21 protein-coding genes are annotated in these 24,057 nt (G+C 66.0%); 10 read left to right on the top strand and 11 right to left on the bottom strand.

Annotated features, from left to right (window positions below):
- Positions 1-47 precede the first annotated feature (47 nt).
- The 3 genes from PAA8504_RS21755 to PAA8504_RS02535 form a co-directional block, all read right to left on the bottom strand.
- Entirely contained in the window at positions 48-608 is a 561-nt protein-coding gene (locus tag PAA8504_RS21755; protein WP_146190438.1) for a hypothetical protein, read from the bottom strand.
- Positions 609-709: 101 nt separating this feature from the next.
- The gene (locus tag PAA8504_RS02540; RefSeq protein WP_108892565.1) at positions 710-1,711 is read right to left on the bottom strand and encodes a 4-hydroxyproline epimerase; all 1,002 of its coding nucleotides are present in this window, start codon (positions 1,709-1,711) and stop codon (positions 710-712) included.
- A complete protein-coding gene (locus PAA8504_RS02535; protein WP_108892564.1) occupies positions 1,708-2,955 on the bottom strand; it encodes an NAD(P)/FAD-dependent oxidoreductase in 1,248 nt (415 codons plus the stop codon). Before PAA8504_RS02535 ends, PAA8504_RS02540 begins: the two co-directional genes overlap by 4 nt.
- Positions 2,956-3,089: 134 nt before the next feature.
- On the opposite strand from PAA8504_RS02535, the gene PAA8504_RS02530 reads away from it, so the two are divergent.
- Together PAA8504_RS02530 and PAA8504_RS02525 are read left to right on the top strand one after the other, a co-directional pair.
- A complete protein-coding gene (locus PAA8504_RS02530; RefSeq protein ID WP_108892563.1) occupies positions 3,090-3,803 on the top strand; it encodes a GntR family transcriptional regulator in 714 nt (237 codons plus the stop codon).
- 170 nt (positions 3,804-3,973) lie between these two features.
- Positions 3,974-4,906, top strand: coding sequence for a dihydrodipicolinate synthase family protein (locus PAA8504_RS02525; protein WP_108892562.1), 933 nt, complete (start codon positions 3,974-3,976; stop codon positions 4,904-4,906).
- Positions 4,907-5,019: 113 nt separating this feature from the next.
- Here PAA8504_RS02525 and PAA8504_RS02520 read toward each other — a convergent pair whose 3' ends face one another.
- From PAA8504_RS02520 to PAA8504_RS02485, 8 genes are all read right to left on the bottom strand, one after another.
- Positions 5,020-6,117 carry a M24 family metallopeptidase gene (locus PAA8504_RS02520; RefSeq protein ID WP_108892561.1) on the bottom strand — a complete coding sequence of 366 codons (1,098 nt, stop codon included), beginning with the start codon at positions 6,115-6,117 and terminating at the stop codon, positions 5,020-5,022.
- A gap of 1,035 nt (positions 6,118-7,152) precedes the next feature.
- Positions 7,153-7,854, bottom strand: a complete 702-nt coding sequence (locus tag PAA8504_RS02515; protein WP_108892560.1) for a ThuA domain-containing protein — start codon at positions 7,852-7,854, stop codon at positions 7,153-7,155.
- On the bottom strand, positions 7,851-8,699 hold the full coding sequence (locus tag PAA8504_RS02510) for an NAD(P)-dependent oxidoreductase (protein ID WP_108892559.1): 849 nt from the start codon (positions 8,697-8,699) through the stop codon (positions 7,851-7,853). The genes PAA8504_RS02515 and PAA8504_RS02510 overlap by 4 nt, the downstream gene beginning before the upstream one ends.
- Positions 8,696-10,219, bottom strand: a complete 1,524-nt coding sequence (locus PAA8504_RS02505) for a sugar ABC transporter ATP-binding protein (protein WP_108892558.1) — start codon at positions 10,217-10,219, stop codon at positions 8,696-8,698. Before PAA8504_RS02505 ends, PAA8504_RS02510 begins: the two co-directional genes overlap by 4 nt.
- Positions 10,216-11,190 carry an ABC transporter permease gene (locus tag PAA8504_RS02500; RefSeq protein WP_108892557.1) on the bottom strand — a complete coding sequence of 325 codons (975 nt, stop codon included), beginning with the start codon at positions 11,188-11,190 and terminating at the stop codon, positions 10,216-10,218. The genes PAA8504_RS02505 and PAA8504_RS02500 overlap by 4 nt, the downstream gene beginning before the upstream one ends.
- A 15-nt stretch (positions 11,191-11,205) precedes the next feature.
- On the bottom strand, positions 11,206-12,249 hold the full coding sequence (locus PAA8504_RS02495; RefSeq protein WP_108892556.1) for an ABC transporter permease: 1,044 nt from the start codon (positions 12,247-12,249) through the stop codon (positions 11,206-11,208).
- Positions 12,246-13,043, bottom strand: a complete 798-nt coding sequence (locus PAA8504_RS02490) for an SDR family NAD(P)-dependent oxidoreductase (protein WP_108892555.1) — start codon at positions 13,041-13,043, stop codon at positions 12,246-12,248. Before PAA8504_RS02490 ends, PAA8504_RS02495 begins: the two co-directional genes overlap by 4 nt.
- A 71-nt stretch (positions 13,044-13,114) precedes the next feature.
- On the bottom strand, positions 13,115-14,083 hold the full coding sequence (locus PAA8504_RS02485) for a sugar ABC transporter substrate-binding protein (protein ID WP_108892554.1): 969 nt from the start codon (positions 14,081-14,083) through the stop codon (positions 13,115-13,117).
- Between the two features lie 240 nt (positions 14,084-14,323).
- Between PAA8504_RS02485 and PAA8504_RS02480 the strand changes: the two genes are divergently transcribed.
- The 8 genes from PAA8504_RS02480 to PAA8504_RS02445 all read left to right on the top strand — a co-directional run bounded on the left by PAA8504_RS02480 (position 14,324) and on the right by PAA8504_RS02445 (position 24,053).
- The gene (locus tag PAA8504_RS02480) at positions 14,324-16,060 is read left to right on the top strand and encodes an extracellular solute-binding protein (protein WP_245897495.1); all 1,737 of its coding nucleotides are present in this window, start codon (positions 14,324-14,326) and stop codon (positions 16,058-16,060) included.
- A 12-nt stretch (positions 16,061-16,072) separates the two neighbouring features.
- A complete protein-coding gene (locus PAA8504_RS02475; RefSeq protein WP_108892553.1) occupies positions 16,073-16,882 on the top strand; it encodes an SDR family NAD(P)-dependent oxidoreductase in 810 nt (269 codons plus the stop codon).
- Positions 16,883-16,969: 87 nt separating this feature from the next.
- Positions 16,970-18,268, top strand: a complete 1,299-nt coding sequence (locus tag PAA8504_RS02470) for a M24 family metallopeptidase (RefSeq protein WP_108892812.1) — start codon at positions 16,970-16,972, stop codon at positions 18,266-18,268.
- Positions 18,269-18,360: 92 nt separating this feature from the next.
- Positions 18,361-19,359, top strand: a complete 999-nt coding sequence (locus PAA8504_RS02465; RefSeq protein WP_108892552.1) for a thiamine pyrophosphate-dependent dehydrogenase E1 component subunit alpha — start codon at positions 18,361-18,363, stop codon at positions 19,357-19,359.
- A gap of 10 nt (positions 19,360-19,369) precedes the next feature.
- Positions 19,370-20,365 carry an alpha-ketoacid dehydrogenase subunit beta gene (locus PAA8504_RS02460; RefSeq protein ID WP_108892551.1) on the top strand — a complete coding sequence of 332 codons (996 nt, stop codon included), beginning with the start codon at positions 19,370-19,372 and terminating at the stop codon, positions 20,363-20,365.
- Positions 20,355-21,659, top strand: a complete 1,305-nt coding sequence (locus tag PAA8504_RS02455; protein ID WP_108892550.1) for a biotin/lipoyl-containing protein — start codon at positions 20,355-20,357, stop codon at positions 21,657-21,659. Before PAA8504_RS02460 ends, PAA8504_RS02455 begins: the two co-directional genes overlap by 11 nt.
- 11 nt (positions 21,660-21,670) lie before the next feature.
- Positions 21,671-23,128, top strand: coding sequence for an NAD-dependent succinate-semialdehyde dehydrogenase (locus PAA8504_RS02450; RefSeq protein WP_245897494.1), 1,458 nt, complete (start codon positions 21,671-21,673; stop codon positions 23,126-23,128).
- Between the two features lies 1 nt (position 23,129).
- A complete protein-coding gene (locus PAA8504_RS02445; protein ID WP_108892549.1) occupies positions 23,130-24,053 on the top strand; it encodes a 2-oxo acid dehydrogenase subunit E2 in 924 nt (307 codons plus the stop codon).
- Positions 24,054-24,057 lie beyond the last annotated feature (4 nt).

Here is a 24,057-nt window from a genome sequence, read left to right as displayed (position 1 = left end):
TCCTTGTCGACGAGGCTTCGAACCTCGTGTCCAGCGCGTATGTCCGCCTAGACCGTGCTGCCGCCGAAGTCATTGCGGTTGATCCGGCCAAGCAAGCGGTTGACGGCGGTCGTGGTCACATCCTGCCAGCATCGCTTCAGAAGCATGAGGCGGGACAGGTTTCGACCAGGGTGATAGGGACCATCCTGGTCCACTTTCTGCACCGCGACGAAAGCGGGCTGATGTTGCCGCTTATTGCTCCTGAACGGCTCCAGCGTTTCATCCGGCCAGTCATAGGACACAGGCGTTACCTCCTGGCCCTGATAGTTCCCGAACCTCGATCTCGCGCGGCAGTTAATGAGGCACGAAGGGCGGACTTTTCGGAGTTCAGGAGGAAGAAATCCGGATGGATGCTGCAGCAGATCTCGATCGAGGCGTGATCGTCGCGGGTGGTGATCAGGTCCCACCTTCCCATCGTTGGGTTTGGCCGCGTGTTGTCGGACCGAACAGTTCGCATGCGCGGTGAAGAAGCTCTGGGGCGCGATGCCGAGGCCAGGCAGAAGCGCGACCAGAATGATTAGCAGGCCGTATTGCCGGGCGAACAGCGCGGGCGTGCCAAGCTGCATCATGCAGTCGCCCGAGGGGAGAACTGTCCCGTGGCGCACCGAACCCGGCGTTGTGGTCGGCCGGGGTATGCAGCCAGGAAGGCGATTCAGGCCATGTCCATCTATCAGGTGACGACGAATCCGTGCGCGTAAGGATCGCGGTCGTCGATGAAGATGGTGTTGAGGCCGGTCTGGCGGGCCCAGCCGCTGATCGAGGGAACGATGGCGGTGTGGTCGCCCACGGTCGCCGCGGCCTCGACGCGGCCCTCGAACAGGCTGCCGATGATGCTTTCGTGGACGAAGTCATCTCCGACCGACAGCTGCCCGCGGGCGGCCCATTGCGCCATGCGGGCCGACGTGCCAGTCCCGCAGGGCGAGCGGTCGATGGCCTTGTCGCCGTAGAACACCGCGTTGCGCGCGGTCGCGCGGGGATGGGTGGGGGCGCCGGTCCAAAGGATATGCGTCAGGCCCCGGATCGCGGGATTCTCGGGGTGGACGAACGCGTGCGCGTCGTTCAGCGCGGCGCGGAGCTTCGGGCTGAGGCCGATCAACTCGCCGGCGGTGAAATCGGCGATGTCGCGGAAGGTCTCCTGCGGCTCGACGATGGCATAGAAATTGCCGCCATAGGCGACGTCCACGGTGACCATGCCCAACCCGTCGACCGTAGCGGTCAGGCCTTGGGCGTGCAGGTAGGCCGGCACGTTGGTCAGCCGGACTTCTTCGACGAAGCGGCCTTTCTGCCGGTAGGCCACGGTGACGACACCCGCCGGTGTGTCGAGGACCAGCTTGCCCGGCTCGCGTGGGGTGACGAGCCCGTTTTCCAGCGCCATCGTCACGGTCCCGATGGTGCCGTGCCCGCACATCGGCAGGCAGCCCGACGTCTCGATGAACAGGACGGCGACATCGCAATCGTCGCGCGTCGGGGGGTAGAGGATCGAGCCCGACATCATGTCGTGGCCGCGCGGCTCGAACATCAGGCCGGTGCGGATCCAATCGAACTCGGCCAGGAAATGGGCGCGCTTCTCGGTCATGGTCGCCCCGTCAAGGCGCGGACCGCCCCCGGCGACCAGCCGGACGGGATTGCCGCAGGTGTGACCGTCGATGCAGCTGAAGGTGTGGTTCGTCATACGGCGGTTTTCCGGAATCGGCCCGCGCGATACGGGGCCATGTCGATGGAAGGCGGGCGTCCGGCAACCAGATCCGCGATCAGGTCAGCGGTGCCGGCGGATTGCGTCAGCCCCAGATGCCCGTGGCCGAAGGCAAGCAGCAGGCTGGGATGGCCAGGCGCGGCGCCGATCACCGGCAGGCTGTCGGGCATCGAGGGGCGGAACCCCATCCATTGCGTCCCGCCTGCCGAGTCTAGGTCGGGCAGGAACCTGCGAGCCTTGCCCAGCATCGCATCGGCCCGCTTCATGTTGGGCGGCGCGGTCAGGCCTGCGAACTCAACCGCGCCGCCGACGCGCACGCCATCGCCGATCCGGGTTACGACGAAACCGTGCGAGGCAAAGGTCAGGTGCGTGCGCAGGTCGAACGCGCCGGCGGGCAGGGTGGTGTTATAGCCGCGTTCGGTATCCAGCGGGACCGTCGCACCCAAGGGGCGCAGAAGGGCGTTCGCCTCGGCGCCGGTCGCCAACAGGACCCGTTCGAAGGGTGTGCGCCCGTCCTCCGTCGCCACGGCCATGCCCTCGCCATCGGGCTGGAGGGCGCGCACCGACTTCCGTTCGATCCGGCCGCCGCGACGGGTGAAATCCTCGGCCAGGTGTTCGACCCAGGCTTTGGGGTCGGTCACGTTGATCCAGTCGGGGGTGAAGACTGCAGTCTGGATACAAGGATTGAGACCCGGCTGGATCTCGCGGATCGCGTCGGGCGACGTGAGGATCCGGAAGTCGATCCCGGCCTCGGCTCGCGCGTCCCAGCCCGGTTTGGCGGCGCGCAGTTCGGCCGCGCTGTCGTAGATCTGAAGCTGCCCCTCGCGGCGCAGAAGACGCTCGCCACAGATGGCGTCCAACAGATGATCGAGTGAGGTCGCGGAAAGGCGCATCAACGCCGCCTGCGCATCGCGCGCCGCCGCGAAGGGACCGGGCAGGGAGGCACGGGCGAAGCGCAGGAACCACGGTAGGGCGTGCAATGCATATGCAGGCCGGATCGCGAGGGGGCCCAGCGGATCCAGCAGCCATCGCGGCGCCTGCCGCAGCATTCCGGGACTGGCCAGCGGGATGATGTCCGAGAACGCGAACGCACCCGCATTCCCGCCCGACGCGCCCGCCGCCACACCGGCGCGATCATAGATGACGACGTCGTGCCCGTCGCGCACAAGGGCGTGGGCAGCGCTGACGCCGATCACCCCCGCTCCTACGACACAGATCCGCACGGCACGACCTTTCCCGGTGGGTAGATTTACCCCATATTCCCGAAGGTTCAGTCTGTCGACAAGGAGAATACGAATTGAACTTTGGCGGGATTGGCCGATAACGGACGTACGATTGATAGCGGACAGGTGGGCGTATGCGGACGGGCGCGAAGACTGCAACCGGCCCCGAGCGCAAGCGGGGATCGGGCGTTTCGACCGTCTATGAAACGCTGCGTCGCGAGATCATCGACCTGACGCTGGCGCCCGGAAGTCCCATCGACGAGGCACACCTGTCCGAGCGGTTCCAAATGTCGCGTACCCCCATCCGCGAGGCGCTGGTCCGGCTGGCATCGGAAAACTTGATCGTCACGCTGACGAACCGCGCGACGGTGGTGGCGCCGATCGATTTCCTGAACCTGTCCGCGTTCTTCGACGCCCTGACCCTGATGTATCGCGTCACCATTCGCGAGGCGGCCACCCGGCGGGACGAGGCCGCCCTCGACGAGATCCGCGCGTGCCAGCATGCCTTCGCACGCAGTGTCGAAGCGGGGGATGCCTTCGACATGATCGCGACGAACCGCGACTTTCACGTCGCCATCGCGCGGGCCGGCGGAAACGGCTACTACACCGAGCTCTTTGCGCGGCTGCTGGACGAGGGGCGGCGCATCCTGCGGCTGTACTATTCCACCTTCAACGACGTGCTTCCACGACGGTATGTGGTCGAGCATGACGAGATGATCGAGGCGATCGCGGCGAAGGATGTCGAGAAGGCCGACGCGCTGGCCATCGCCCACGCGGACCAGATCGTGCGGCAGATCCAGTCCTATATCTCGGCGGACCGGCGCAATAGCAACAGCCTCGTTCTGTAGGACGCCGCGGATCCGATCCCGCGTAATTGCGTCATCTATGGCCCTCACCCGGGTCGAACAGATCGCCCTAATATATTTCATGTCGACAGAAAGTCGGCTAGACACAACACAACGGCACACGGTCGGTGCGCAATTGTTTGGCGCAGACCCGGCTTTCGAAAGGACCCCAGATGAACACCGAGATCTTCAGCGGATGCATACCCGCGCTGATGACGCCCTGCGCCCCCGACCGGACCCCTGACCCTGCTGCCCTGGCCAGGAAAGGACGGGAGCTGATCGAAGCTGGAATGAGCGCCGTCGTCTATTGCGGATCGATGGGCGATTGGCCGCTTCTGACCGATGCCCAGCGGATGGCGGGGGTCGAGGCGCTGGTCGAGGCGGGCGTGCCGGTCATTGTGGGCACCGGCGCGGTCAACACGAAGTCCGCGGTCGCCCACGCCGCCCATGCCACGAAGGTCGGGGCGCAGGGGCTGATGGTGATCCCGCGTGTGCTGTCGCGCGGCACTTCGGTCGCGGCGCAGAGGGCGCATTTCGCCGCCGTGCTCGACACGGCGCCTGACCTGGCAGCCGTCATCTACAACAGCCCATATTACGGGTTTCCCACGCGCGCCGATCTGTTCTTCGACCTGCGCGCGGCGCATCCGAACCTGATCGGCTTCAAGGAATTCGGCGGCGCGGACGATCTGAGCTATGCCGCGCAGCACATCACCTCGGGCAGCGCGGATCTGACCCTGATGGTGGGCGTCGACACGCAGGTCTACCACGGTTTCGTCAATTGCGGCGCGACCGGCGCCATCACCGGGGTCGGCAACGCGCTGCCCCGCGAGGTGCTGCATTTGGTCGAGCTGTCGAAGGCCGCCGCCACCGGCGATGCAACCGCGCGGGCCAAAGCGAAGGAACTGGAAGAGGCGCTGATGGTGCTGTCCACCTTCGACGAGGGTGTCGATCTGGTGCTGTTCTACAAGTATCTGATGGTCCTGAACGGGGACGAGGAATACCGCTTGCATTTCAACGAGAGCGATGCGCTGTCCGACGCCCAACGCGTCTATGTCGAGCGGCAATATGCCCAGTTCAAGGCCTGGTACGCGGACTGGTCGGCCTGACGGACGCATGAACCGGCGTGGTGCGGAACCGCCGCGCAGTGGATTGCCGGGTGATGCGCACTCCAACACGCCGCGATCCTAACCCCGCCGGTCGGATCTGCGCATCCTTCCGGTCATCCAAGAATCTGCGGCCCGCGGGGCAGGGAGGTCAGGGCGCGTGCGCCGTCTTCGGTCACCAGCATGTCGTCCTCGATCCTGACGCCGATCACGCCCGGATCGTAGAGCCCAGGCTCGATCGTCAGGACCATGCCCGCTTCCAGCGGCTGGTGGTTCCCGATCATCAGTTGTGGTGCCTCATGGATGTCGCGCCCCAGACCGTGCCCCACCTTGTGACGGATGTTGTCGGCGAATCCCGCATCGCGCAGCACGCCTTGCACGGCCTCGTCCAGCTCGTGCGGGGTCAGCCCGGGGCGAAGCATCTCGCGCCCGACCTCGTTCGCGCGCATCACGGTGTCGTAGAGGGCGCGGTGCCGATCCGGGATCTCCTCGCAGAAGTAGGTGCGGGTGATATCGGCGCTGTAGCCGTCCAGGGTCGCGCCGAAATCGAACAACAGCGCATCGCCCCGCGACAGGCGCCGTTGGGCCGAAGGGACGCCGTGGCAATCGGCGGCGGCGCCGCCCGCCAGGACGATCATGTCGAAGGCCGGCCCGTCGGCGCCACGTTCCAGCATCGCGATGTATAGCTTCGCGCGGATTTCCGTTTCCGTCATCCCCGCGCCGATCTCGGCCAGCGTCGCTGTCAGCGCATCCTCGCTGATCTTCACGGCCGTCTCGATCGCGGCGACTTCCCCGGCATCCTTCAGCAGGCGCAACGGGGCCAGCATCGCGGTGCCGTCGGTCGGGGCGGTGCCGAACGCCTCGGCCAGGGCGGCGGCTTCGAAATGGCGCATCCGGTTCCCCTCGACCGCGATGCCATCCAGCCCGGTCTGCCGCGCCAGTGCCGCCAGGGCATCGGAATAGCCGTCGGAATCCTGCCAGAAGATCGTCTGCGCTTGCGGCACCTCGGCGGTCCAGCGGTCCCGCTCCAGCGCTGGAATCGCCGCGTGCATCTCGCCCGCGGCGGTGACGATCAGGATCGTGGGCCGTTCCATCAGGGCAAGGGTCACGTCGGTGAGGTAGGCGAAGTTCGGGCCCGGCACGAAGGCGATCGCGGGGCAGTCCGCATCCCTCAGAAGTCCGGTCAGTTTCGAAAGGCGGGCGTGGTCGTTCATGGGAAATCCTTGTTCAGCGAAAGCCCTTAAAGGGGCGAAGGCAATGTCTATGGCGTCCGCGATCGTCGGTTCATCAGTGCGGTGGATCACGTGGCGCCTTGCTGACGTCCTGTGCCGTCCGGGGTGAGGTTGCCGTCGTCCGCCGTCGATCTGGAACGTCGTCCGGGAACGCCGCCGCGTTCGTTCAGGTCGTGGGCGGAGGTCGAATAGAAGTGAACTGCCAAAGTGCATTAGTTTGCATTCACCGCAACGTGGATGGCAGATTTGACACCCGCTTGAGGAATATGGACCCTTGCTGCAAGTTTAGCATGGCAGGGCAGCAGTTTGGGCTTGCCCGCAGGGGCCACGGCAATGACCGAAGCCACCCATCGGCGCGAGCCTGAATCGTTGGTGCAAGCTGGTTGCCAACCGGGGCCATGACGCCACCGCAATCTGCTTTCGTCAGGGGTTTTCGTACCCCCGGCACGATCTGGCGGTCGAAGGGCATCTGGGCGAGCGTCCACTCAATATAGACAACGCGTTGCCCATTGAGGGCATGCCGGAATGGCGCGAAATCGACAGCCCTCGATTACGGCGGTGTATATGTTGGGACGTTGAGCGGCGCGAGGGGGTGGTATTCCTGACAGGGTCGCCAGACCCGTGCCCTGCAATACCTAAGGGCAGGGCTACTGAATAAACCCGGCGCGGTCGATCTTGGTCACCTCGGGCGACGCAACGACCGGGGCGATGCGTATTCCAAGGGGCAGCAAAGATCGCAGATGCCGAAACGACGGAATGGCAAATCCGCGCCCGGGGCCCCGACCCGGACATCATCATGACCGCGAAATCGAAAAAGGGTGGGACCTGCCCCCGGACCGTTGAAGTTTGACGCCAGGGGCCGGGCCTCGAACCCGCGCGGCATTGCGGGCAGGGTGGGTCGGCGAGGCGCCCACGGAATGAAGCGGCGGTTCGGAGGATCGGCCCGGGTCAACTGGCCAGACCTCCGAATGCCTGTAGTCGGGGCCGAACCTGAAGCTGCCGGTCAGGACCCTCGGCTTAACGACGGGCCGCCCAGGACAGTCCGCGCCGCACGATCTGGGTCACTTGGGGAACCTTCAGATCGTCCAGCGTGTGGCCGATCGAACAATAGAACACGCGCCCCTTGTCCCATCGGCGGGTCCAGACGACGGGGATCGTGGCCCCCTCGATCCACCACAGGTGCTCTCCGGAAAACGTGGTGGTGGCCAATACGTGGTTCGAGGGGTCGACCAGCATGTAATACTGCTCGGAGGTCAGGCGGAAACTGTCGATTCCCGACATGATCTCGTGCGCGGGCTGGGTGACGGTCACGTCGTAGTCGACGAAATCGTCCGAAGGCACCGGGTTGTCGGGCCATCCTGGCGGATGGGCGACGAACTGGCCCCCGATCAGGAAGTGATAGGTCGGGCGGTCGCGGAAGGCGTCGCCCATGTGACCATGCCAGCCGCCGATCCCGCACCCATTGCCGATGAGGGTCAGCAGGCCGTCCTCCTCGGCCTTCGTCATGTTGCCGAATTCGGGACGGTGGGCCGAACGGGCAGAGGACCAGATCGGCACGATCAGATCCACGTCGCGCAGCCCGTCCGGGTCGGCGAGGGGGGACAGCGAGTCGTGGATTCGGACCTCGGCGCCGTCGTCTTCCAGCAAGGCCTTGCACCAGTCGGCGAAGGCGCTGGGGTCGTGGCCTTCCCAACCACCGGCGAACAGGGCTGCTTTCATGTCTCTCCCCTTTCATGGGCGAGGATCGCCGCCATGTCGCGCGCGCCGAAGCCTGCCGCTTCGGCCGTTGCCAGGCGGTCGCGGGTCGTGGCGGATTGCGGCATCGCAACCGCGAACCCTTCGGCCAGCGCCAGGGCCAGATCCATGTCCTTGCGCGCCAGGGCCAGGGCGAAGGTGACGTCATGGGCGGCTTCATCCAGATAGAGCGGACGGCGATAGGCCAGCATCGGCGCCCCCGCGGCCGAGCCTGCGATGATGTCGAAGGCCCGCGTCCGGTCCAGTCCGGCGGCATCCGTTAGGGCAAGCGCCTCGGCCAGTGTCTGGTTCATACCGTGGATCAGCATGTTGACGGCGATCTTCATCACCGCTGCCCGGCCGCGGTCCCCCAGCGCCTCGATCCGGTCGCCCAGTACGTCGAGGATGGGGCGCAGGTGCGTCAGCTCGTCCTCGGTCGCGCCGGCCATGATCTTCAGCGTGCCGCCTTGGGCCTGCGGGGTCGAGCCCGAGACCGGGGCGTCGATGACCATCGCGCGTGTCGTCGCGTCGAGGTTGCGAATGTGCCCGGGCGAGACTGTGCCCATCTCCAGGAAAGTGTGCGCCAGTTTTCCGGCGAAAAGCCCGTCCTCACCCCTATGCACCGCGTCCGAGGCTGCGTCATCGGCCAGCATAGTCACGACCACCTCCGCCCGGTCGGCCAGGTCGCGTGGCGTGGCGGCAAACGTCGCGTCCAGCCCGTCGGCCTTTCCGGGGGATCGGTTCCAGACCGTCACCTCGTGTCCGGCCGCGATCAGCCGCGCCGCCATGGGCCGCCCCATGCGGCCCAAACCTGCGACACCGACCCTCATGCGGCGTGTACGCCAATGCCCGAGATCGCCTGGATCAGGTCATCCTCGGTCACCGCGTCGCGTTCGAAGATCGTCACCAGACGCCCCTGATGCATCGCCGCGATACGGTCAGAGACGCGCAGAACCTCGGGCATCTCGGACGAGATCACGATGACCGCCAGGCCTTGCGCCGCCAGTTCGCGGATCAGGTTGTGGATCTCGGCCTTCGAGCCGACATCGATGCCCCGCGTCGGTTCGTCCACGATCAGAACGTCGGGCTTCATCGACAGCCATTTGCCGATGACGATCTTCTGCTGGTTGCCGCCCGACAGGTTCTTGACCATCGCCCGCCAGCTGGGCGCCTTGATCTCCAGCCGCTCGCGGTACTTTTCATAGATCGCGACCTCCTGCGGGCCGGACACGAAGGGGCCGGAGGTCAGGTTGTCGATCTGGGGCAGGGTGATGTTGTCGCGGCAGTTCATGCCCAGGACAAGGCCCTGTTCCTTGCGGCTTTCGGGCACGAGGCTCAGACCGTGGGCGATCGCCTCGGCGGGGGAGGTGATCTGCACCGCCTCGCCGTTCAGCGTCACGGTTCCGGCACTGGGGCGGCGCAGGCCGAACAGCGTCTCGGCGATCTCGGTCCGTCCGGCGCCAACAAGGCCGTAGAAGCCCAGAACCTCGCCGGCGCGCAGCTTGAAACTGACGTCCTGATAGAGCGATCCGCAAGACAACCCCTCGACCGCCAGCTTCACGTCCCCGGGCCGGGCCACATCACCGGCATCGCGGCTGAGGTCCAGCGACCGGCCGATCATGGCGCGGGTCACCGCGTCCTCATCCGTCTCGGCCGTGATCAGCGTGCCGCGATAGGACCCGTCCCGCAGGATCGAGATCCGGTCGGAAATCTTGAAGATCTCCTCCATCCGGTGCGAGATATAGACGATCCCGACGCCCCGGGCCTGCAGATCGCCTATGATGTCGAACAGCACGACCTTCTCGGCATCCGTCAGCGAGGCAGTCGGTTCGTCGAACACCACGACCTTGGCATCGTGGGTCAGGGCGCGGGCGATCTCGACCATCTGTTTCTTGGCGATGGACAGGCGATTGACCTTGGTCCGCGGGCCGAAATCCACGTTCAGCATCTTCAGGATGTCACCTACGCGCTTGTCGAGGACCCCCCAATCCACGAACCCGAAGCGCGACCGGGGCAGTTCGCCCAAGAAGATGTTCTCGGCAACCGTCATCTCTTCGGCCAGGCTCAGCTCCTGGTGGATCAGGATCACGCCCATCTCTTTCGCAGCGATGGGCGTGGGCAGGGTGCAGCGCAGGCCGTCGATGAAGATGCGGCCGCCGTCGGGCTGATACATGCCTGCCAGCACCTTCATAAGCGTGGATTTGCCCGCGCCGTTCTCGCCCATCAGGGCATGGACCTCACCCGGGCGCAGTTCGAAATCGACCCCGTCGAGGGCCCGCACGCCGGGGAAAGTCTTCACGATCTTCTCCAGCCGCAGGACGGACCCGGTGTCGTCGCCGTGATCGCTCATAGCCGGATCTCCTCTTCACCCTGGCGGTTCAGTTGCTTGTCGAGGAACAGCACGAAAATCAGGATCGAACCCAGAACCAGCAGCACGTAGAAGGCCGGCACCCCGATCAGGTTCATCCCGTTCCTGAGCATCCCGATGGCCAGCACGCCGCCGAATGTCCCGATGATCGAGCCCGCGCCCCCCGTCAGTTTGGTGCCGCCCAGCACCACGGCCGTGATGACCCAAAGCTCGAACTCGCGCCCCAGATTGGGCGTCGCGGCCCCCATCTGCGTGCTGAGGGTGATGCCCGCCAGCGCGGCGAAGAAGCCGATGATCATGAAGTTGATGACCATGTGCGGCCCGACCCGGATGCCCGCATTCACCGCAGCCTCGCGATTGTCGCCCACCGCATAGGTGTTCGATCCGTGCACCGTGCGGCTGAGCAGGATGTGGGTCGCCACGGTGAAGACCAGGAACACGATGGCCAGGGTCGGCACGCCCAGGACGGCCGAATAGGCGAAGTCGGAATACGTGAAGTTGGTGGCGAAGAACGACTGTTCCTGCGTGTAGACGAAGACCAAGCCGCGAATGCCCAGCATGGCCCCCAGCGTCACGATGAAGGCGTCCACCCCCGTTTTCCAGACGATAAACCCGTTCAAGGCGCCGATGGCGATCCCGCTCAGCAGGCCCAGCAGAACGGCGGGCAGGATCTGCCAGTTGCCCCATTCCGCGAACGCGCCCCAGCCCATCACATCCACCGTGACCGACGCGGGCAGCGCCAGCGTGGCCCCAACGGACAGGTCGATATTGCCGTTGATCATCACCAGCGTCATGCCCAGTGCGATCAATCCGATGGTCGAGGTCTGCACCAGGATGTTGCGGAAATTGGCGATGTCGAAGAAGCGCTCCGTGGACAGCGAGAAGAAGATGAAGATGATGGCCACGAACACCCAGATCGGGTTGCGGGTCAGCAAGCGGAGGCCGGATTGCATGGGTCGCTCTCCTTGTCAGGCGATGGGTGAGAACAGGCGTCCGCGCTTGCCGGCGATATCCAGCCAGACCGCGAGGATGATGACGATCCAGGTGACGATCCACTGCGCGTAATAGGGATAGCCCATCAACAGCAGCCCGTTCTGGATGAAGCCCAGGATCAGCACGCCGACCACGGTCTTGAAGATGGATCCCGATCCCCCCAGCAGCGACGTGCCGCCCAGGATGACGCCCGCCAGCACCAAAAGCTCGTAGCCCTGGCCGACATTGTTCTGGCTGCCCATGACGCGGCTGCCCAGGATGATCGAGGCGAAGCCCACGCAGGCCGCCGAGATCACGTAGGTCGAGAACACGACCCGGCCGCGACGGATGCCCGAGAACACGGCGGCGGTGGGGTTGCCGCCAACCGCGTAGACACGGCGCCCGTAGGCGGTGAAGGCGATGGCGCAATGCAGCAGGATCGCCAGCACGGCGAAGATGATGATCGGCATGTCGAGGCCAGCGATGTCGCCCCGGCCGAACACCCGGAACCAGGTGGTACTCTGGGTCGAGGGCGCGATGTCCACGTTTTGACCGCCCGAATAGATCAGGGTCAGCCCTTGGATCGCCGACAGCATGCCCAGCGTGACGATCAGCGAGTTCAGCTTCAGGATACCCACGAGGAACCCGTTGATGCAGCCCAGGGCCAGCACCGCCACCATCATCACGCCCATGGCCGGGGCCGCGCCGATCTTGTCGTGCAGATCGACGACCATCACCGTGCCGAAACTGAGCATCGAGCCCACCGAAAGGTCGAGATTGCCTGACAGCACGACGACCGTGACGCCAAGCGCCATCACCCCGATGATCGACGAGGATCGCAGGACGGATTCCATGTTCTCGAAGCTCAGGAACCGGTCCGAGAACAGACCGAACCCCAAGAGGAACACCGCGAAGGCGATCAGGATGCCCTGCGCCGAGATGATCTGAACCCAGCTGCGGCTGGTATCGGGACCCGGCGCGCTTTCGTCGGGGGCGTGGCCTTTGGCGCTTGCGGCGGTTTCGGTTTCGACCTTGCTCATACCAGTGTCATCCCGCCATCGATCATCACGATCTGCCCCGTCATGTAGTCGCTGTCGCCGCTTGCGAGGAACGTGGTCGTCCCGGTGATGTCCTGCGGCCTGGCGACCCGTCCCTTCAGGATCGTGGCGGCGAATTCCTCCATCGCCTGTCCGGGGCGCTCGGCGGCCCCGATCTCCATCAGGTCGCGGTCGACCTCCTCCCACATCTCGGTGGCCACGACGCCCGGCGCGAAGCCCGTCACGGTGATATCGTGCTTGGCAAGATCGCGCGCCGCCGATTGCGTCAGCGAGACGACCGCGAATTTCGACGCGCAATAGGGTGCCACGTTGTCGAAGCCCTGCCGCGACGCGATCGAGGCGGTGTTGACGATCTTTCCGCCGCCGCCTTGCGCGATCATCTGGCGCGCGGCCTCCTGCATTCCGATCAGGCAGCCAAGCCCGTTGATCCCCATGATGAAATTCCAGTTCTCCTCGGTCACGTCGAGGAAGTTCATCGGCTTGTTGACGCCCGCATTGTTGAACTTGACGTCCAGCCGACCGTAACGCTCGACCACGGCGGCGATCATCGCCCGGACCTGCGCGCGGTCGCGCACGTCGACCTGAGCCGACATCGCATCGCCGCCGCGCCCGTTCAGCCCGGCATTCGCGTCCTCGGCCACCTGGGCGGCCTTGTCGCCGTTGAGGTCGGCGAAACAGACCCGCGCGCCCTCGGCCAGCAGCGCCTCGCCAATGGCGCGACCGATCCCCTGTGCCGCCCCGGTGACGAGGCAGACCTTGCCGCTCAAACGTGCCATTCCGGTCTCCTCCCCGGGGTGATCGTGAGGCGCGCGGGTCCGTTCGCCCGCGCGCCCGTTTCATGCACGGATCAGAAGACCGGCTTAGAGAACTCGTCCATGTTGTCCCGGGTGATCTTCGGCGTCTCGAAGTAGTTGAGGAACGGGACCTCTTCGCCATTCACCACCGCGATCGCCGTCTTCAGAGCGTTCTGCGCGTCGTCCACGGGGGACTGGTAGATCGAGCCGTAGTATTCGCCCGCCGCCATTGCCTCGTATCCGACGGCGAAGTTGGTCGCGCCGATCAGGGCCATCTCGCCCACGCGGTCGGCGGCTTTGGCGGCGTTCAGCGCGCCGACGCCCATGTTGTCATCGCCTGAATAGACGCCGTCGATCTGGTCGTACTTCACCAGGAAGTTCTCCATGACCCGCTGGCTCTTCTCGCGGTTCCAGTCGCCGGGCTGGGTCTCCAAAATCTCGACCCCGGGGCAGGCCTCGGCCAGGCGGTCCTCGAACCCTTCCTGACGCTCGATCGCGGTGGTGTAGCCGGGCTGGCCCGAGATCTGGACGATCTGGCCCGTGGCTTCGGACGGGTCCTGACCGTCATCGGCCAGCGCTTCGCACATTAGCTCGGCCGAGGACGCGCCCTGCTGGACGTTGTTGGGACCCGAGAAGGAGGCGATGAAGTCGAAGCCCTCTTCCGCGATGTTCGAATTGGTCACGACGACGGGAATGTTCGCCTGGCTGGCGGCGCGCACGGCAGGCACCACGGCTTGGCCGTTGGTCGGCCAGATCACGATCACATCCACCTGTTGCTGGATCAGGTCCTGCATCTGCGCGATCTGGCGGGCCACGTCGCCGCCGGCGTCCAGCACGACGGCTTCTACGTTGTCCATCCCTTCGGCGGCCTCGATAAAGGCCTGCTCGTAGGTGGTCTGATAGCTGTCCACCCCGACATTGTTCTGCGTGATGCCGACGGTGATCGTGTCGGTGTGGCTTTCGGCGAACGCCGCCCCGGTCAGCGCGGTCGTGGCGACCAGTGCCGTGAGAATCGTCTTCATTGGGTGTCCTCCCCTTGGTGTGACGGTGCGGGGCAGCCGGTTCGGCCCGGCGTATCCTTCCGCAGCACGCATACCATGGGCGACGAAGCCGGGCCGGGGCAGAGCGAATATGTCCATTTTGGATAATCAGACATCCAAATTGAATGAATGCGGCGTATCCTGCACCGGAAAGACCCGTCATCTTCCGGAGCAGCGACCATGAACCGACACGAAACATCCAAAATGGGAAAGATGCTACCGATGCCGAAGGACACCCTCGATAGCCTGCCAAGGCCGCCGCAGGACCTTTCGGGCGGACCCGAGAAGCTGCGCGCGGCCATCGGGTTCATCGACAGCATGATGTCCGAAATGGACGGGCTGGTGGGGCGGGTCGCGCCGCAGCCCCATCATCGCATCGCGTCGCATGTCATGGCGGCCTATCTCGACGGGCGGATGGTCACGCCATCGTCTGCCGTCGCGGCCTCGGGCGTGCCCTATGCCACCGCGACGCGCCGCCTTGCCGAGCTGATCGACGACGGCCTGATCGAACAGCGCGCCAAGACCCGGACGGGCAAAAGCTTCACCCTGCATCCCTCGGCCGAGCTGATCGACCGTTTCGGACAGTTCGCCGACCGGCTGCCGCGACTGGCCGACGAGAACCTGCGCCCCGCGGATGGCGGCACGGATTATTACTTCGGGGGCTCGTACCGGGCCAGCCAGGTGATCGGCCCCGTCGTTCCGTTGGCGCAGCCTCTGGGGCTGAGCGGGGGGTTGCAGGTGCTGGTGCATGGCGACCCGACCTTCCTGGCGATGTCGAACCTCAAGCGGCAGTTCGAACAGATCGTCGGCAGCCCGATCCACCAGCGCGCGTTTTCCATCGACCGCCTGCGCGAGGAAGCGCTGCGCGACGCCACCCGCAAGACAAGCCGCTATGACATCATCGCCATCGACCTGCCGTGGATCGGAGAATTCGCCAGCCGCGGCGTGCTGTCCCCGCTGGACGAGATCATGCAGGTCGATCGGCTGGACCCGTCGGATTTCCACACGGCCGGGTGGCAGGCGGCACATTGGGGCGGACGGCCCTACGGCGTGCCGAACCAGACCACCCCTGAGCTTCTGTTCTGGCGCACCGATCTGTTCGCCGAGGCCGGCCTTACCGCGCCGCAGGACTGCGACGCGGTGCTGGTCGCGGCCGAGGCGCTTCATGCCCCCGCACGCGGGCGGTACGGGATTGCCTGGAACGCGGCCCGGGGCACGGCGCTGGGACACCAGTTCATGATGACCTGCGCTGGCTTCGGCCAGCCGGTGCTGGACCTGCCCAAGGTCGCCGGTGGCTTCGGCGCCATGAGCCTTGCCGACCGCAACAGCCGCCCGATGTTCGACCAGCCGCGCGCGCTGGAGGCGGCCGAGTACCTGATGGAGCTTTTGCGCTTCTCGCCGCCCGACATCCTGTCGATGAGCTGGTACGAGCGTATCCGCCGCTATGCCGCGGGATCGGTCGCGATGGCATATGGCTATACGCTGCTGGCCCCGTATTTCGACTGCAACCCTACATCACCTGCCCACGGAGCGACCGGCTTCCTGCCGCACCCCTCGGGCAGTGGCGCGCCGAACGTGGCACCGGTGGGCGGCTATGTCCTTGGCATCCCCGCCAATATCGCGCCCGAACGGCGTGAGGCGGCTGTCGAGGCACTGATCGTCTTCACCTCGGCCGCGGCGCAAAAGCAGGTTGTGATGGAAGGCTCGCGCAGCCAGCCGCGCTATTCGGTGGGGGCCGATCCCGAGGTCCGCGCGCTGAGCCCGATCTTCGAGGCCGTCGATGCCATGTCCTGGCGCGACGAGCTGCAATTCTGGCCGCGCCCGCCGGTGCCCGCGATCACGTCGATCATCCAGGCCTGCGGCGAAGAACTCCACGACATGCTGCGCCGGATCGTCACCCCGCGCGAAGCGCTTGGCCGGGTTCAGGCCCGCGCGGAAGCCGCACTGACACAGGACTGAAGGAAAAAGACCATGGATCCCAAGCGTCTCGACGGAAAGAACGTGCTCATCACCGGGGCCGCACGCGGCATGGGCGCGGCCAATGCCGAAGCCTTCGCCGCGCAGGGGGCGAATGTCTGCCTCGGCGATCTCGACGGGGACGCGGCGCAGGCTACTGCCGAGCGGATCAACGCGAACGGCGGCGGCAAGGCCGTCGCCGTGCAGATGGACGTCACCCGTCGCGAGGATAATGCCGCAGCCGTGAAGGCGACCGTCGATGCCTTCGGGTCGATCAATGTCGGCCTGTTCAACGCCGGCCTGAACAAGCCCCGCTTCTTCATGGATATCGACGAAGACAACTGGGACATGATCATGACGGTCAACACCAAGGCCATGTGGCTGGGCATGCAGGAGACCGCCCGCCAGATGATCGCCCAGGGCCCGATGGAAGGGCATCCCTACAAGATCATCAACGTCGGCTCCATCGCGTCGCGCAAGCCGCTTCTGGACGTGACGGTCTATTGCACGTCGAAATACGGCGTCCTGGCGCTGACCCATTGCGGGGCGCTTGGTCTGGCCGAACACGGCATCACGGTCAACGGCTATGCACCGGGCGTGGTCGTCACCCCCCTGTGGGAGCAGCTCGACAAGGACCTTGTCGATATCGGCTTCAAGCAGAAGGAGGGGCAGGCCTACGAGGATATCGTCCGCGACGCGCTGCAGATCAAGCGCGTGTCTTATCCCGACGACATCACCGGCACCGCGTCGTTCCTGGTGTCCGACGACAGCGACTACATGACAGGCCAGATGATCCATATCGACGGCGGTTGGTGCATCCAGTGACGCCCGCGCGGTGACAGGATCGCCGTGCCAAACCCTTGACGCCGATTGCCATTCGCCCCTTCGAAGGAGGCCCCCAAAATGACCCACGTGAACCGCGCCCTGACCCCCAACGTGCTGCAACCGCACGACCTTGACCCCAATTGGCGGTGGGAGGGGCGATTGCCTGCCTGGGGCCATACGAGTGTCGATTTCGAGCGTCGGGTCGATCATGACCGGCTGCGCCGCTATCGTCTCAGCCGCACGCGTGAGGCTTTGAAATCAAGTGATTGCGGGACGTTGTTGCTGTTTGACGTGAACAATATCCGTTACGTCTCGGCCACCAAGATTGGCGAGTGGGAACGTGACAAGATGTGCCGGTTCTGCCTGCTGACCGGTGATGATGCGCCCTATGTCTGGGATTTCGGATCGGCCGCCGTCCACCACAAGAAATACGCGGACTGGCTGGTGCCGGACCATTGCCGCGCGGGTGTGGTGGGTATGCGCGGGACGATCCCGCCCTCGTTCGGGCTGATGAAGAAATACGCCGAGGAAATCGCGGGCCTGATCGAGGACGCGGGCATGAAGGGCATGCCTGTCGGTGTCGATTACGCCGAAACGGCGATGTTCCATGCGTTGAAGGAAGCCGGCCTGAACGTCGTGGACGGCCAGCAAATCATGCTGTCGGCGCGTGAGATCAAGAACTGGGACGAGATCCAGCTGCTGACGCAGGCCGCCAGCATGGTCGATGGTGTCTACCACATGATCTACGAAGAGCTGAAGCCCGGTATCCGCGAGAACGACATCGTCGCGATGTCGAACAAGATGCTGTACGAGATGGGATCGGACGATGTCGAGGCCATCAACGCCATCGCGGGCGAGCGGTGCAACCCGCATCCGCACAATTTTACCGACCGCTATTTCCGCCCTGGCGACCAGGCGTTCTTCGATATCCTGCAGTCCTATCAGGGCTATCGCACCTGCTATTACCGCACGTTCAACATCGGCCGTTCGACGCCCGTGCAGGTGGATGCCTATGTGAAGGCCCGCGACTGGTTGGATGCGGCGATCCAGGCGATCAAGCCCGGCGTGACCACCGACCAGGTGGCCAAGCTGTGGCCGACAGCGGAATCCCTGGGCTTTCCGGATGAACTGGCGGCTTTCGGGCTGCAATTTGGACACGGGCTGGGACTGGCCCTGCACGAGCGGCCCATTATCAGCCGGGCCGTGAGTCTGGATAACCCGATGGAGATCCAGACGGGCATGGTCTTCGCATTGGAGACCTACTGCCCTGCCGACGACGGGTATTCGGCCGCGCGGATCGAGGAGGAGGTCGTCGTCACCGACACCGGCTGCGAGGTGATCTCGCTGTTCCCGGCCGAGGAATTGCCGATCGCGAACCGCTACTGAACCGCTCCTGCCAGAGCGGTGCCTCCGGCGGGGGTATTTTGACAAGGATGAAGGCGGGGCCGTGTGCCCCGGCCTTCGGGGGAGTGGGCAAGATGGCCGAGGCCAAGCACAACAGCGACGATTACCTCAGGATGTATCGCCAGATGGTGCGGATCCGCGCCTTCGAGGATCAGGCGAACCAACTTTACCTTTCGGCCAAGATGCCGGGCCTGACGCATATGTATTCGGGGCAGGAGGCAGTCGCGGTTGGCATTTGCGAGGCGTTGACGCCCCAGGATCACATCACCTCGACCCATCGTGGGCACGGCCATTGCGTGGCCAAGGGTGCGGATTTCAAGGCGATGTTCTGCGAACTTCTGGGCAAGGAAGAGGGATACTGCCGGGGCAAGGGCGGGTCGATGCACATTGCCGACCAGTCGAACGGCAACCTCGGGGCCAACGCCATCGTCGGCGGGTCGATGGGGATCGCGACGGGGGCCGCGCTCAGCCACAAGATGCTGGGCGACGGGCAGGTCACGGTCTGTTTCTTCGGCGACGGGGCGACGGCGCAGGGCCTGTGGTACGAGGTGATGAACATGGCCGCGCTATGGGGCCTGCCGGTCATCTATGCCTGCGAGAACAACGGTTATTCCGAATACACCAAGACCGAGGAGATCGCGGCGGGGTCGATGACCGCGCGCGCCGAGGCCTTCGGGATCGAGGCGCACAGCATCGACGGGCAGGACGTGCTTGCGGTGAACAAGCTGTCCGCCGAGCTGGTCGCGCGCTGCCGCAAGGGCGAGGGGCCGTTCTTCATCGAGCTGAAGACCTATCGCTATCACGGGCACCACGTGGGCGACATCAACCGCGACTACTATCGCTCGAAGGACGAGGAGGCGGAGTGGAAGACCACCCGCGACCCGATCACCGGCTTCGGCAAGTGGTTGCAATCCGAGGGCATCGTCAGTGCCGACGATCTGGTCGCCATCAACGACGCGGTGAAGCAGGACGCCGAGGCGGCGGTGCAATACGCGCTGGATGCGGCTTATCCCGACGGGTCCGAGGTGGACATGCATGTCTATGCCGGCACCCGACATGCCCTGAGCGCCTGAGGAGAGCGACATGCGACAGATCACACTGGGCAAGGCGGTCAACGAGGCGATCGCGGAAGAGATGCGGCGCGACGACCGCGTCTTCCTGATGGGCGAGGACGTGGCAGAGGCCGGCACGCCGTTCAAGATCACTGCGGGCCTTGTGGAGGAATTCGGCACGGGCCGGGTGATCGACACGCCGATCTCGGAGCCGGGGTTCGTCGGCATGGGGGTCGGGGCGGCGATGACCGGCACGCGGCCCATTGTCGACCTGATGTTCGGGGACTTTCTGTTCCTGGTCATGGACCAGCTGTGCAACCAGGCGGCCAAGACGCATTACATGTCCGGCGGCAAGCTGACCGTGCCGATGGTGCTGCGCACGAACCTGGGCGCGACGCGACGCTCGGCCGCGCAGCACTCGCAATCCCTGCATGCGCTGGTGGCCCATATCCCCGGACTGAAGGTTGCGCTGCCCTCCTCGGCCTACGAGGCGAAGGGCCTTCTGAAGACCGCGATCCGCGACGACAACCCGGTCGTGATCTTCGAAGACAAGCTGATGTACAACGACAAGGCCGAGGTCCCCGAAGAGGAATACCTGATCCCCTTTGGCGAGGCGGCCGTGCTGCGCAAGGGGCGCGACATCACCCTGGTCGGGACATCGTCCATGGTGCAGGTCTGCCTGAAGGCGGCCGATCTGCTGGAGAAACAGGGCATCAGTGCCGAGGTCATCGACCCGCGGACCATCGTCCCGCTGGACGAGGCCACCATCGTCGAAAGCGCGAAGAAGACCAGCCGCGCCATCGTCGTCGACGAAGGCCACCAGAGCTATGGCGTCAGCGCCGAGATCGCCGCAAGGATCGCCGAGAAGGCGTTCTATCACCTTGACGCGCCGGTGCTGCGCTTCGGCGCGATGGACGTGCCGGTCCCGTTCAGCCCCGCGCTGGAGGATCTGACCGTCCCGACCCCGGAAAAGGTGGCCGAGGCCGCGGCGAAGATCTGCCGCGGGGAGCTGGTCCATGCCGCGTGAGGTCATCATGCCCGCGCTTGGAATGGCGCAGGACACCGGCCTGATCGTCGCCTGGCTGAAATCCGAGGGCGACGCGGTGGCCGAGGGCGATGCCCTGTTCGAGGTCGAGACCGACAAGGCCACGATGGAGGTCGAGGCGCAGGGCGCGGGCTACCTGACCGATGTCAGCGCCGCTGAAGGCGACAGCGTGCCGGTGGGCAAGGTGATCGCGTTGATCTCGGACACCGCCGAGGGCACGGGCGGGTCCGACGCCGCCCCCGAGACGGAGGCTGCGCCCGAGCCGGAGGCCGCGCCGGACAGCACGCCGGAGGGGCGCAAGGTGATCATGCCCGCGCTTGGAATGGCGCAGGACACGGGCCGGATCGTGGCCTGGCTGGTCGAGCCGGGCGCGGCCGTGAAGGAGGGCGATGCCCTGTTCGAGGTCGAGACCGACAAGGCCACGATGGAGGTACCCGCCGAAGGCGACGGCTTCGTCGCCGCGATCTATGCCGAGGCAGGCGACGACGTGCCGGTGGGCGACGTGATCGCCATCCTGTCGACCGAGAAGCCCGACGCCCCGACGCGCAGCAGTGCCCCCAAGGGCCACGCCGCGGGGTCGGACGCCAAGCCCGACGCCACGCCCGACGACCAGGAAGACCGGGCCTCACCCGCCGGGTCGCCGGACAAGGCGCCCGAACAGAAGCCTGCCAGTCCGGCCCCGACCGGCGGGCGCATTCTTGCCTCGCCCAAGGCCCGCCGCCTTGCGAAAGAACGCGGGATCGACCTCGCAAGGCTGGCCGAGGCCGGCCTCGGCCAGCCGTTCCACGCGGCCGATCTGGACCGCCCTGAGGCCACCGCCGCCCCAAAAGCCACGTCGGCCCCCACGCCGCAGGCGGCACGGTTGGGCATCAAGGCGAGCGCCCCCGCCGAGGCGTTCGACGCGCTGGCCTTGGACACCGGCCGGGCGGCCCTGTTCGCCGCGCTGGCTGCCGGGGCGCTGCGCCATGCCACGGGTGCGGATCACGTCGCGGTCGAACTGCGCCCTTCGAGCGCGCGCTTGGACGATCCCGATCTGCCTCGGGCGGGCGTGGGCGAAGGACCGCCGGCCCTGATCCTGCGCGACCTCAGCGCCACGCGGCTGACGTCGGTGCAGGCGGGGGGTAGGGCTGTTCCCGTGATCACCCTCGCGCGCACCGGGGCGATGTTGACCGTGACCTATGATGCCGATCCCGCCGCCATGGACGAGGAAACGGCGACCGATTTCGTTGCGGGGCTTGCCGACCGCATTGCCGATCCCTTGCGCCAGCTCTTCTGAAGGAGGCTTCCATGCCTGATACCGTCTGGACCGACGACCGCTTGATGACCGACCTTTATATCGGCGGCGCATGGCGTGGCGGCGCGGAGGGGCAGCGCTTCGACGTGGTCAACCCCGCCGACGAGACGGTCATCGCCTCGGTCGCCTCGGCCGAGATCGCCGATGCCGACGCCGCACTGGACGCCGCGCAGGCGGCCTTTGCCGACTGGGCCGGGCGCACGCCCCGCGACCGATCGGAAGTCCTGCGCCGGGCGTGGGAACTGATGACCTCCCGGCAGACGGAGTTCGCCCGCCTGATCACGCTGGAGAACGGCAAGGCGAAGGCCGATGCCATGGGTGAGGCCGGGTACGCGGCAGAGTTTTTCCGCTGGTTCGCGGAAGAGGCGGTGCGCGCGGATGGCATGATCACGCACGCCCCGGCCTCGGGCGCGCGCATCATCGTGCAGCACAAGCCCGCCGGGATCGCCGTGTTGGTCACGCCGTGGAACTATCCGGCTGCCATGGGCACGCGCAAGATCGCGCCGGCGCTGGCCGCTGGATGCCCCGTCATCATCAAGCCTGCGTCCGAGACGCCGCTGACCATGCTGGCGCTGATGCCGCTTCTGGAGGAAGCGGGAGTGCCCAAGGGTCTCGTGAACGTTCTGCCTTCGCGCAGGACTGGCGCGCTCGTGGATCACCTCCTCCATGATCCACGGGTGCGCGTTGTATCGTTCACCGGCTCGACCGGGGTGGGACGCAAGCTGCTGCACGCCGCCGCCGACCGGGTGCTGAAGCCGGCGATGGAGCTTGGCGGCAACGCGCCGCTGATCGTGTTCGACGATGCCGAACTCGACGTGGCCGTCCGTGGGGCGATGCAGGCCAAGATGCGCAATCTCGGCGAGGCCTGCACCGCCGCCAACCGCTTCTACGTCCACGAGAAGATCCACGACGCCTTCGTCGAGAAGTTCGCCGCCGCCATGTCGGCGCTGAAACTGGGCGACGGCCGGGACGACGGTGTCGATGTCGGACCGCTGGTCAACGCCGCGACGCGCGACAAGGTCGCGGGCTTCGTCGCGGATGCGCTGGACAAGGGCGCGCGCCTGATCTGCGGCGGCACCGCGCCCGACGGGCCGGGCTATTACTACCCGCCGACGGTTCTGGCAGACGTCCCCGAGACCGCCGATTGCGTGGCCGACGAGATCTTCGGCCCCGTCGCCGCGATCCAGACCTTCACCGACACCGACGACGTGATCCGCCGCGCCAACGACACCGAGTACGGGCTGGTCGCCTATGTCTTCTCGGGCGACATGAAGCGCGGGATGCAGGTCTGCGAACGGCTGGACTACGGCATGGTCGGCTTCAATCGCGGCCTCGTCTCGGACCCCGCCGCACCCTTCGGCGGCACCAAGCAATCGGGTCTCGGCCGAGAGGGCGGGCACGAGGGCATGCACGAGTTCATGGAAACGCAATACATCTCGGCGGAGTGGTGACATGGTGACGGCTTCCCCCTCGACCCGCAAACACGCGCTGGACGCCGGCCTCGACCTGGACGAGCTGGGCCGCAGCACCGGGCGCAGCCACATCGCCCGCGAGGACGTGGATCGCGCGATCCGGGGCGAGACCTCCGGCGCCGCGCCGGTCGCCGGGCCCGACCACGCGCGCTACTGGGCGGTCGATCACGCCGCCTACGGACCCGTGCACGAGGAAAAGATGGGCCGGGTCCCGCAACTGGCCGCCGCAAACCTGGCCGCCGCCAACGCGACGATCCCCCAGGTCACGCATCACGATCAAGCGGACATGAGTGCGGTGGAAGCGCTGCGCGCGCGGATGAAGCCCGAGGCCACGGCGCGGGGCGTGAAGCTGACTGCCCTGGCGGTGCATGTGAAGGTGCTGTCCCATTGCCTGGTGGCCTTTCCGCGCGTCAATGCATCGCTGTCCCCCGACGGCGACCGGCTGATCCTGAAAAGCTACGTCCATGTCGGGATCGCGGTCGACACGCCTCACGGCCTGATGGTGCCCGTGATCCGTGATGCCGACCGCAAGGGGTTGTGGCAGATCGCGGCAGAGATCGCCGATCTGGCCGCACGCGCCCAGCAGCGCAAGCTGAAGGCCGAGGAAATGGGCGGCGCCTCCATGTCGATCTCCAACCTCGGCGGAATTGGGGGCAGTGCCTTCACCCCCATCGTCAATCCCCCCGAAGTCGCCATCCTGGGCCTGACCCGGACGGAGCTGCGCCCGGTCTGGACCGGCGAGGCCTTCGTGCCGGTACCGTTCGTCCCATTGGATCTCAGCTACGACCACCGCGTGCTGAACGGTGCCGACGCGGCACGCTTCCTGGCGCATTACGCCGCCCTGATCGCCGATCCCAGCCGGATGCTGCTGCCACGGGCGGACCTGTTGCAGGCCACCGGGTAGGCTG

It is taken from the genome of Palleronia abyssalis (assembly GCF_900302445.1).
GTDB classification, from domain to species: domain Bacteria; phylum Pseudomonadota; class Alphaproteobacteria; order Rhodobacterales; family Rhodobacteraceae; genus Palleronia; species Palleronia abyssalis.
The sequence above is the reverse complement of the archived record's forward strand: the minus strand, read 5'-3'. Positions and strand labels throughout refer to the sequence as shown.

Coding starts and splice junctions, on each gene's coding strand:
- PAA8504_RS21755 (WP_146190438.1), bottom strand. CDS start 608: ATGATGCAGCTTGGCACGCCCGCGCTGTTCGCCCGGCAATACGGCCTG.
- PAA8504_RS02540 (WP_108892565.1), bottom strand. CDS start 1,711: ATGACGAACCACACCTTCAGCTGCATCGACGGTCACACCTGCGGCAAT.
- PAA8504_RS02530 (WP_108892563.1), top strand. CDS start 3,090: ATGCGGACGGGCGCGAAGACTGCAACCGGCCCCGAGCGCAAGCGGGGA.
- PAA8504_RS02525 (WP_108892562.1), top strand. CDS start 3,974: ATGAACACCGAGATCTTCAGCGGATGCATACCCGCGCTGATGACGCCC.
- PAA8504_RS02520 (WP_108892561.1), bottom strand. CDS start 6,117: ATGAACGACCACGCCCGCCTTTCGAAACTGACCGGACTTCTGAGGGAT.
- PAA8504_RS02515 (WP_108892560.1), bottom strand. CDS start 7,854: ATGAAAGCAGCCCTGTTCGCCGGTGGTTGGGAAGGCCACGACCCCAGC.
- PAA8504_RS02510 (WP_108892559.1), bottom strand. CDS start 8,699: ATGAGGGTCGGTGTCGCAGGTTTGGGCCGCATGGGGCGGCCCATGGCG.
- PAA8504_RS02505 (WP_108892558.1), bottom strand. CDS start 10,219: ATGAGCGATCACGGCGACGACACCGGGTCCGTCCTGCGGCTGGAGAAG.
- PAA8504_RS02500 (WP_108892557.1), bottom strand. CDS start 11,190: ATGCAATCCGGCCTCCGCTTGCTGACCCGCAACCCGATCTGGGTGTTC.
- PAA8504_RS02495 (WP_108892556.1), bottom strand. CDS start 12,249: ATGAGCAAGGTCGAAACCGAAACCGCCGCAAGCGCCAAAGGCCACGCC.
- PAA8504_RS02490 (WP_108892555.1), bottom strand. CDS start 13,043: ATGGCACGTTTGAGCGGCAAGGTCTGCCTCGTCACCGGGGCGGCACAG.
- PAA8504_RS02485 (WP_108892554.1), bottom strand. CDS start 14,083: ATGAAGACGATTCTCACGGCACTGGTCGCCACGACCGCGCTGACCGGG.
- PAA8504_RS02480 (WP_245897495.1), top strand. CDS start 14,324: ATGCCGAAGGACACCCTCGATAGCCTGCCAAGGCCGCCGCAGGACCTT.
- PAA8504_RS02475 (WP_108892553.1), top strand. CDS start 16,073: ATGGATCCCAAGCGTCTCGACGGAAAGAACGTGCTCATCACCGGGGCC.
- PAA8504_RS02465 (WP_108892552.1), top strand. CDS start 18,361: ATGGCCGAGGCCAAGCACAACAGCGACGATTACCTCAGGATGTATCGC.
- PAA8504_RS02460 (WP_108892551.1), top strand. CDS start 19,370: ATGCGACAGATCACACTGGGCAAGGCGGTCAACGAGGCGATCGCGGAA.
- PAA8504_RS02455 (WP_108892550.1), top strand. CDS start 20,355: ATGCCGCGTGAGGTCATCATGCCCGCGCTTGGAATGGCGCAGGACACC.
- PAA8504_RS02450 (WP_245897494.1), top strand. CDS start 21,671: ATGCCTGATACCGTCTGGACCGACGACCGCTTGATGACCGACCTTTAT.
- PAA8504_RS02445 (WP_108892549.1), top strand. CDS start 23,130: ATGGTGACGGCTTCCCCCTCGACCCGCAAACACGCGCTGGACGCCGGC.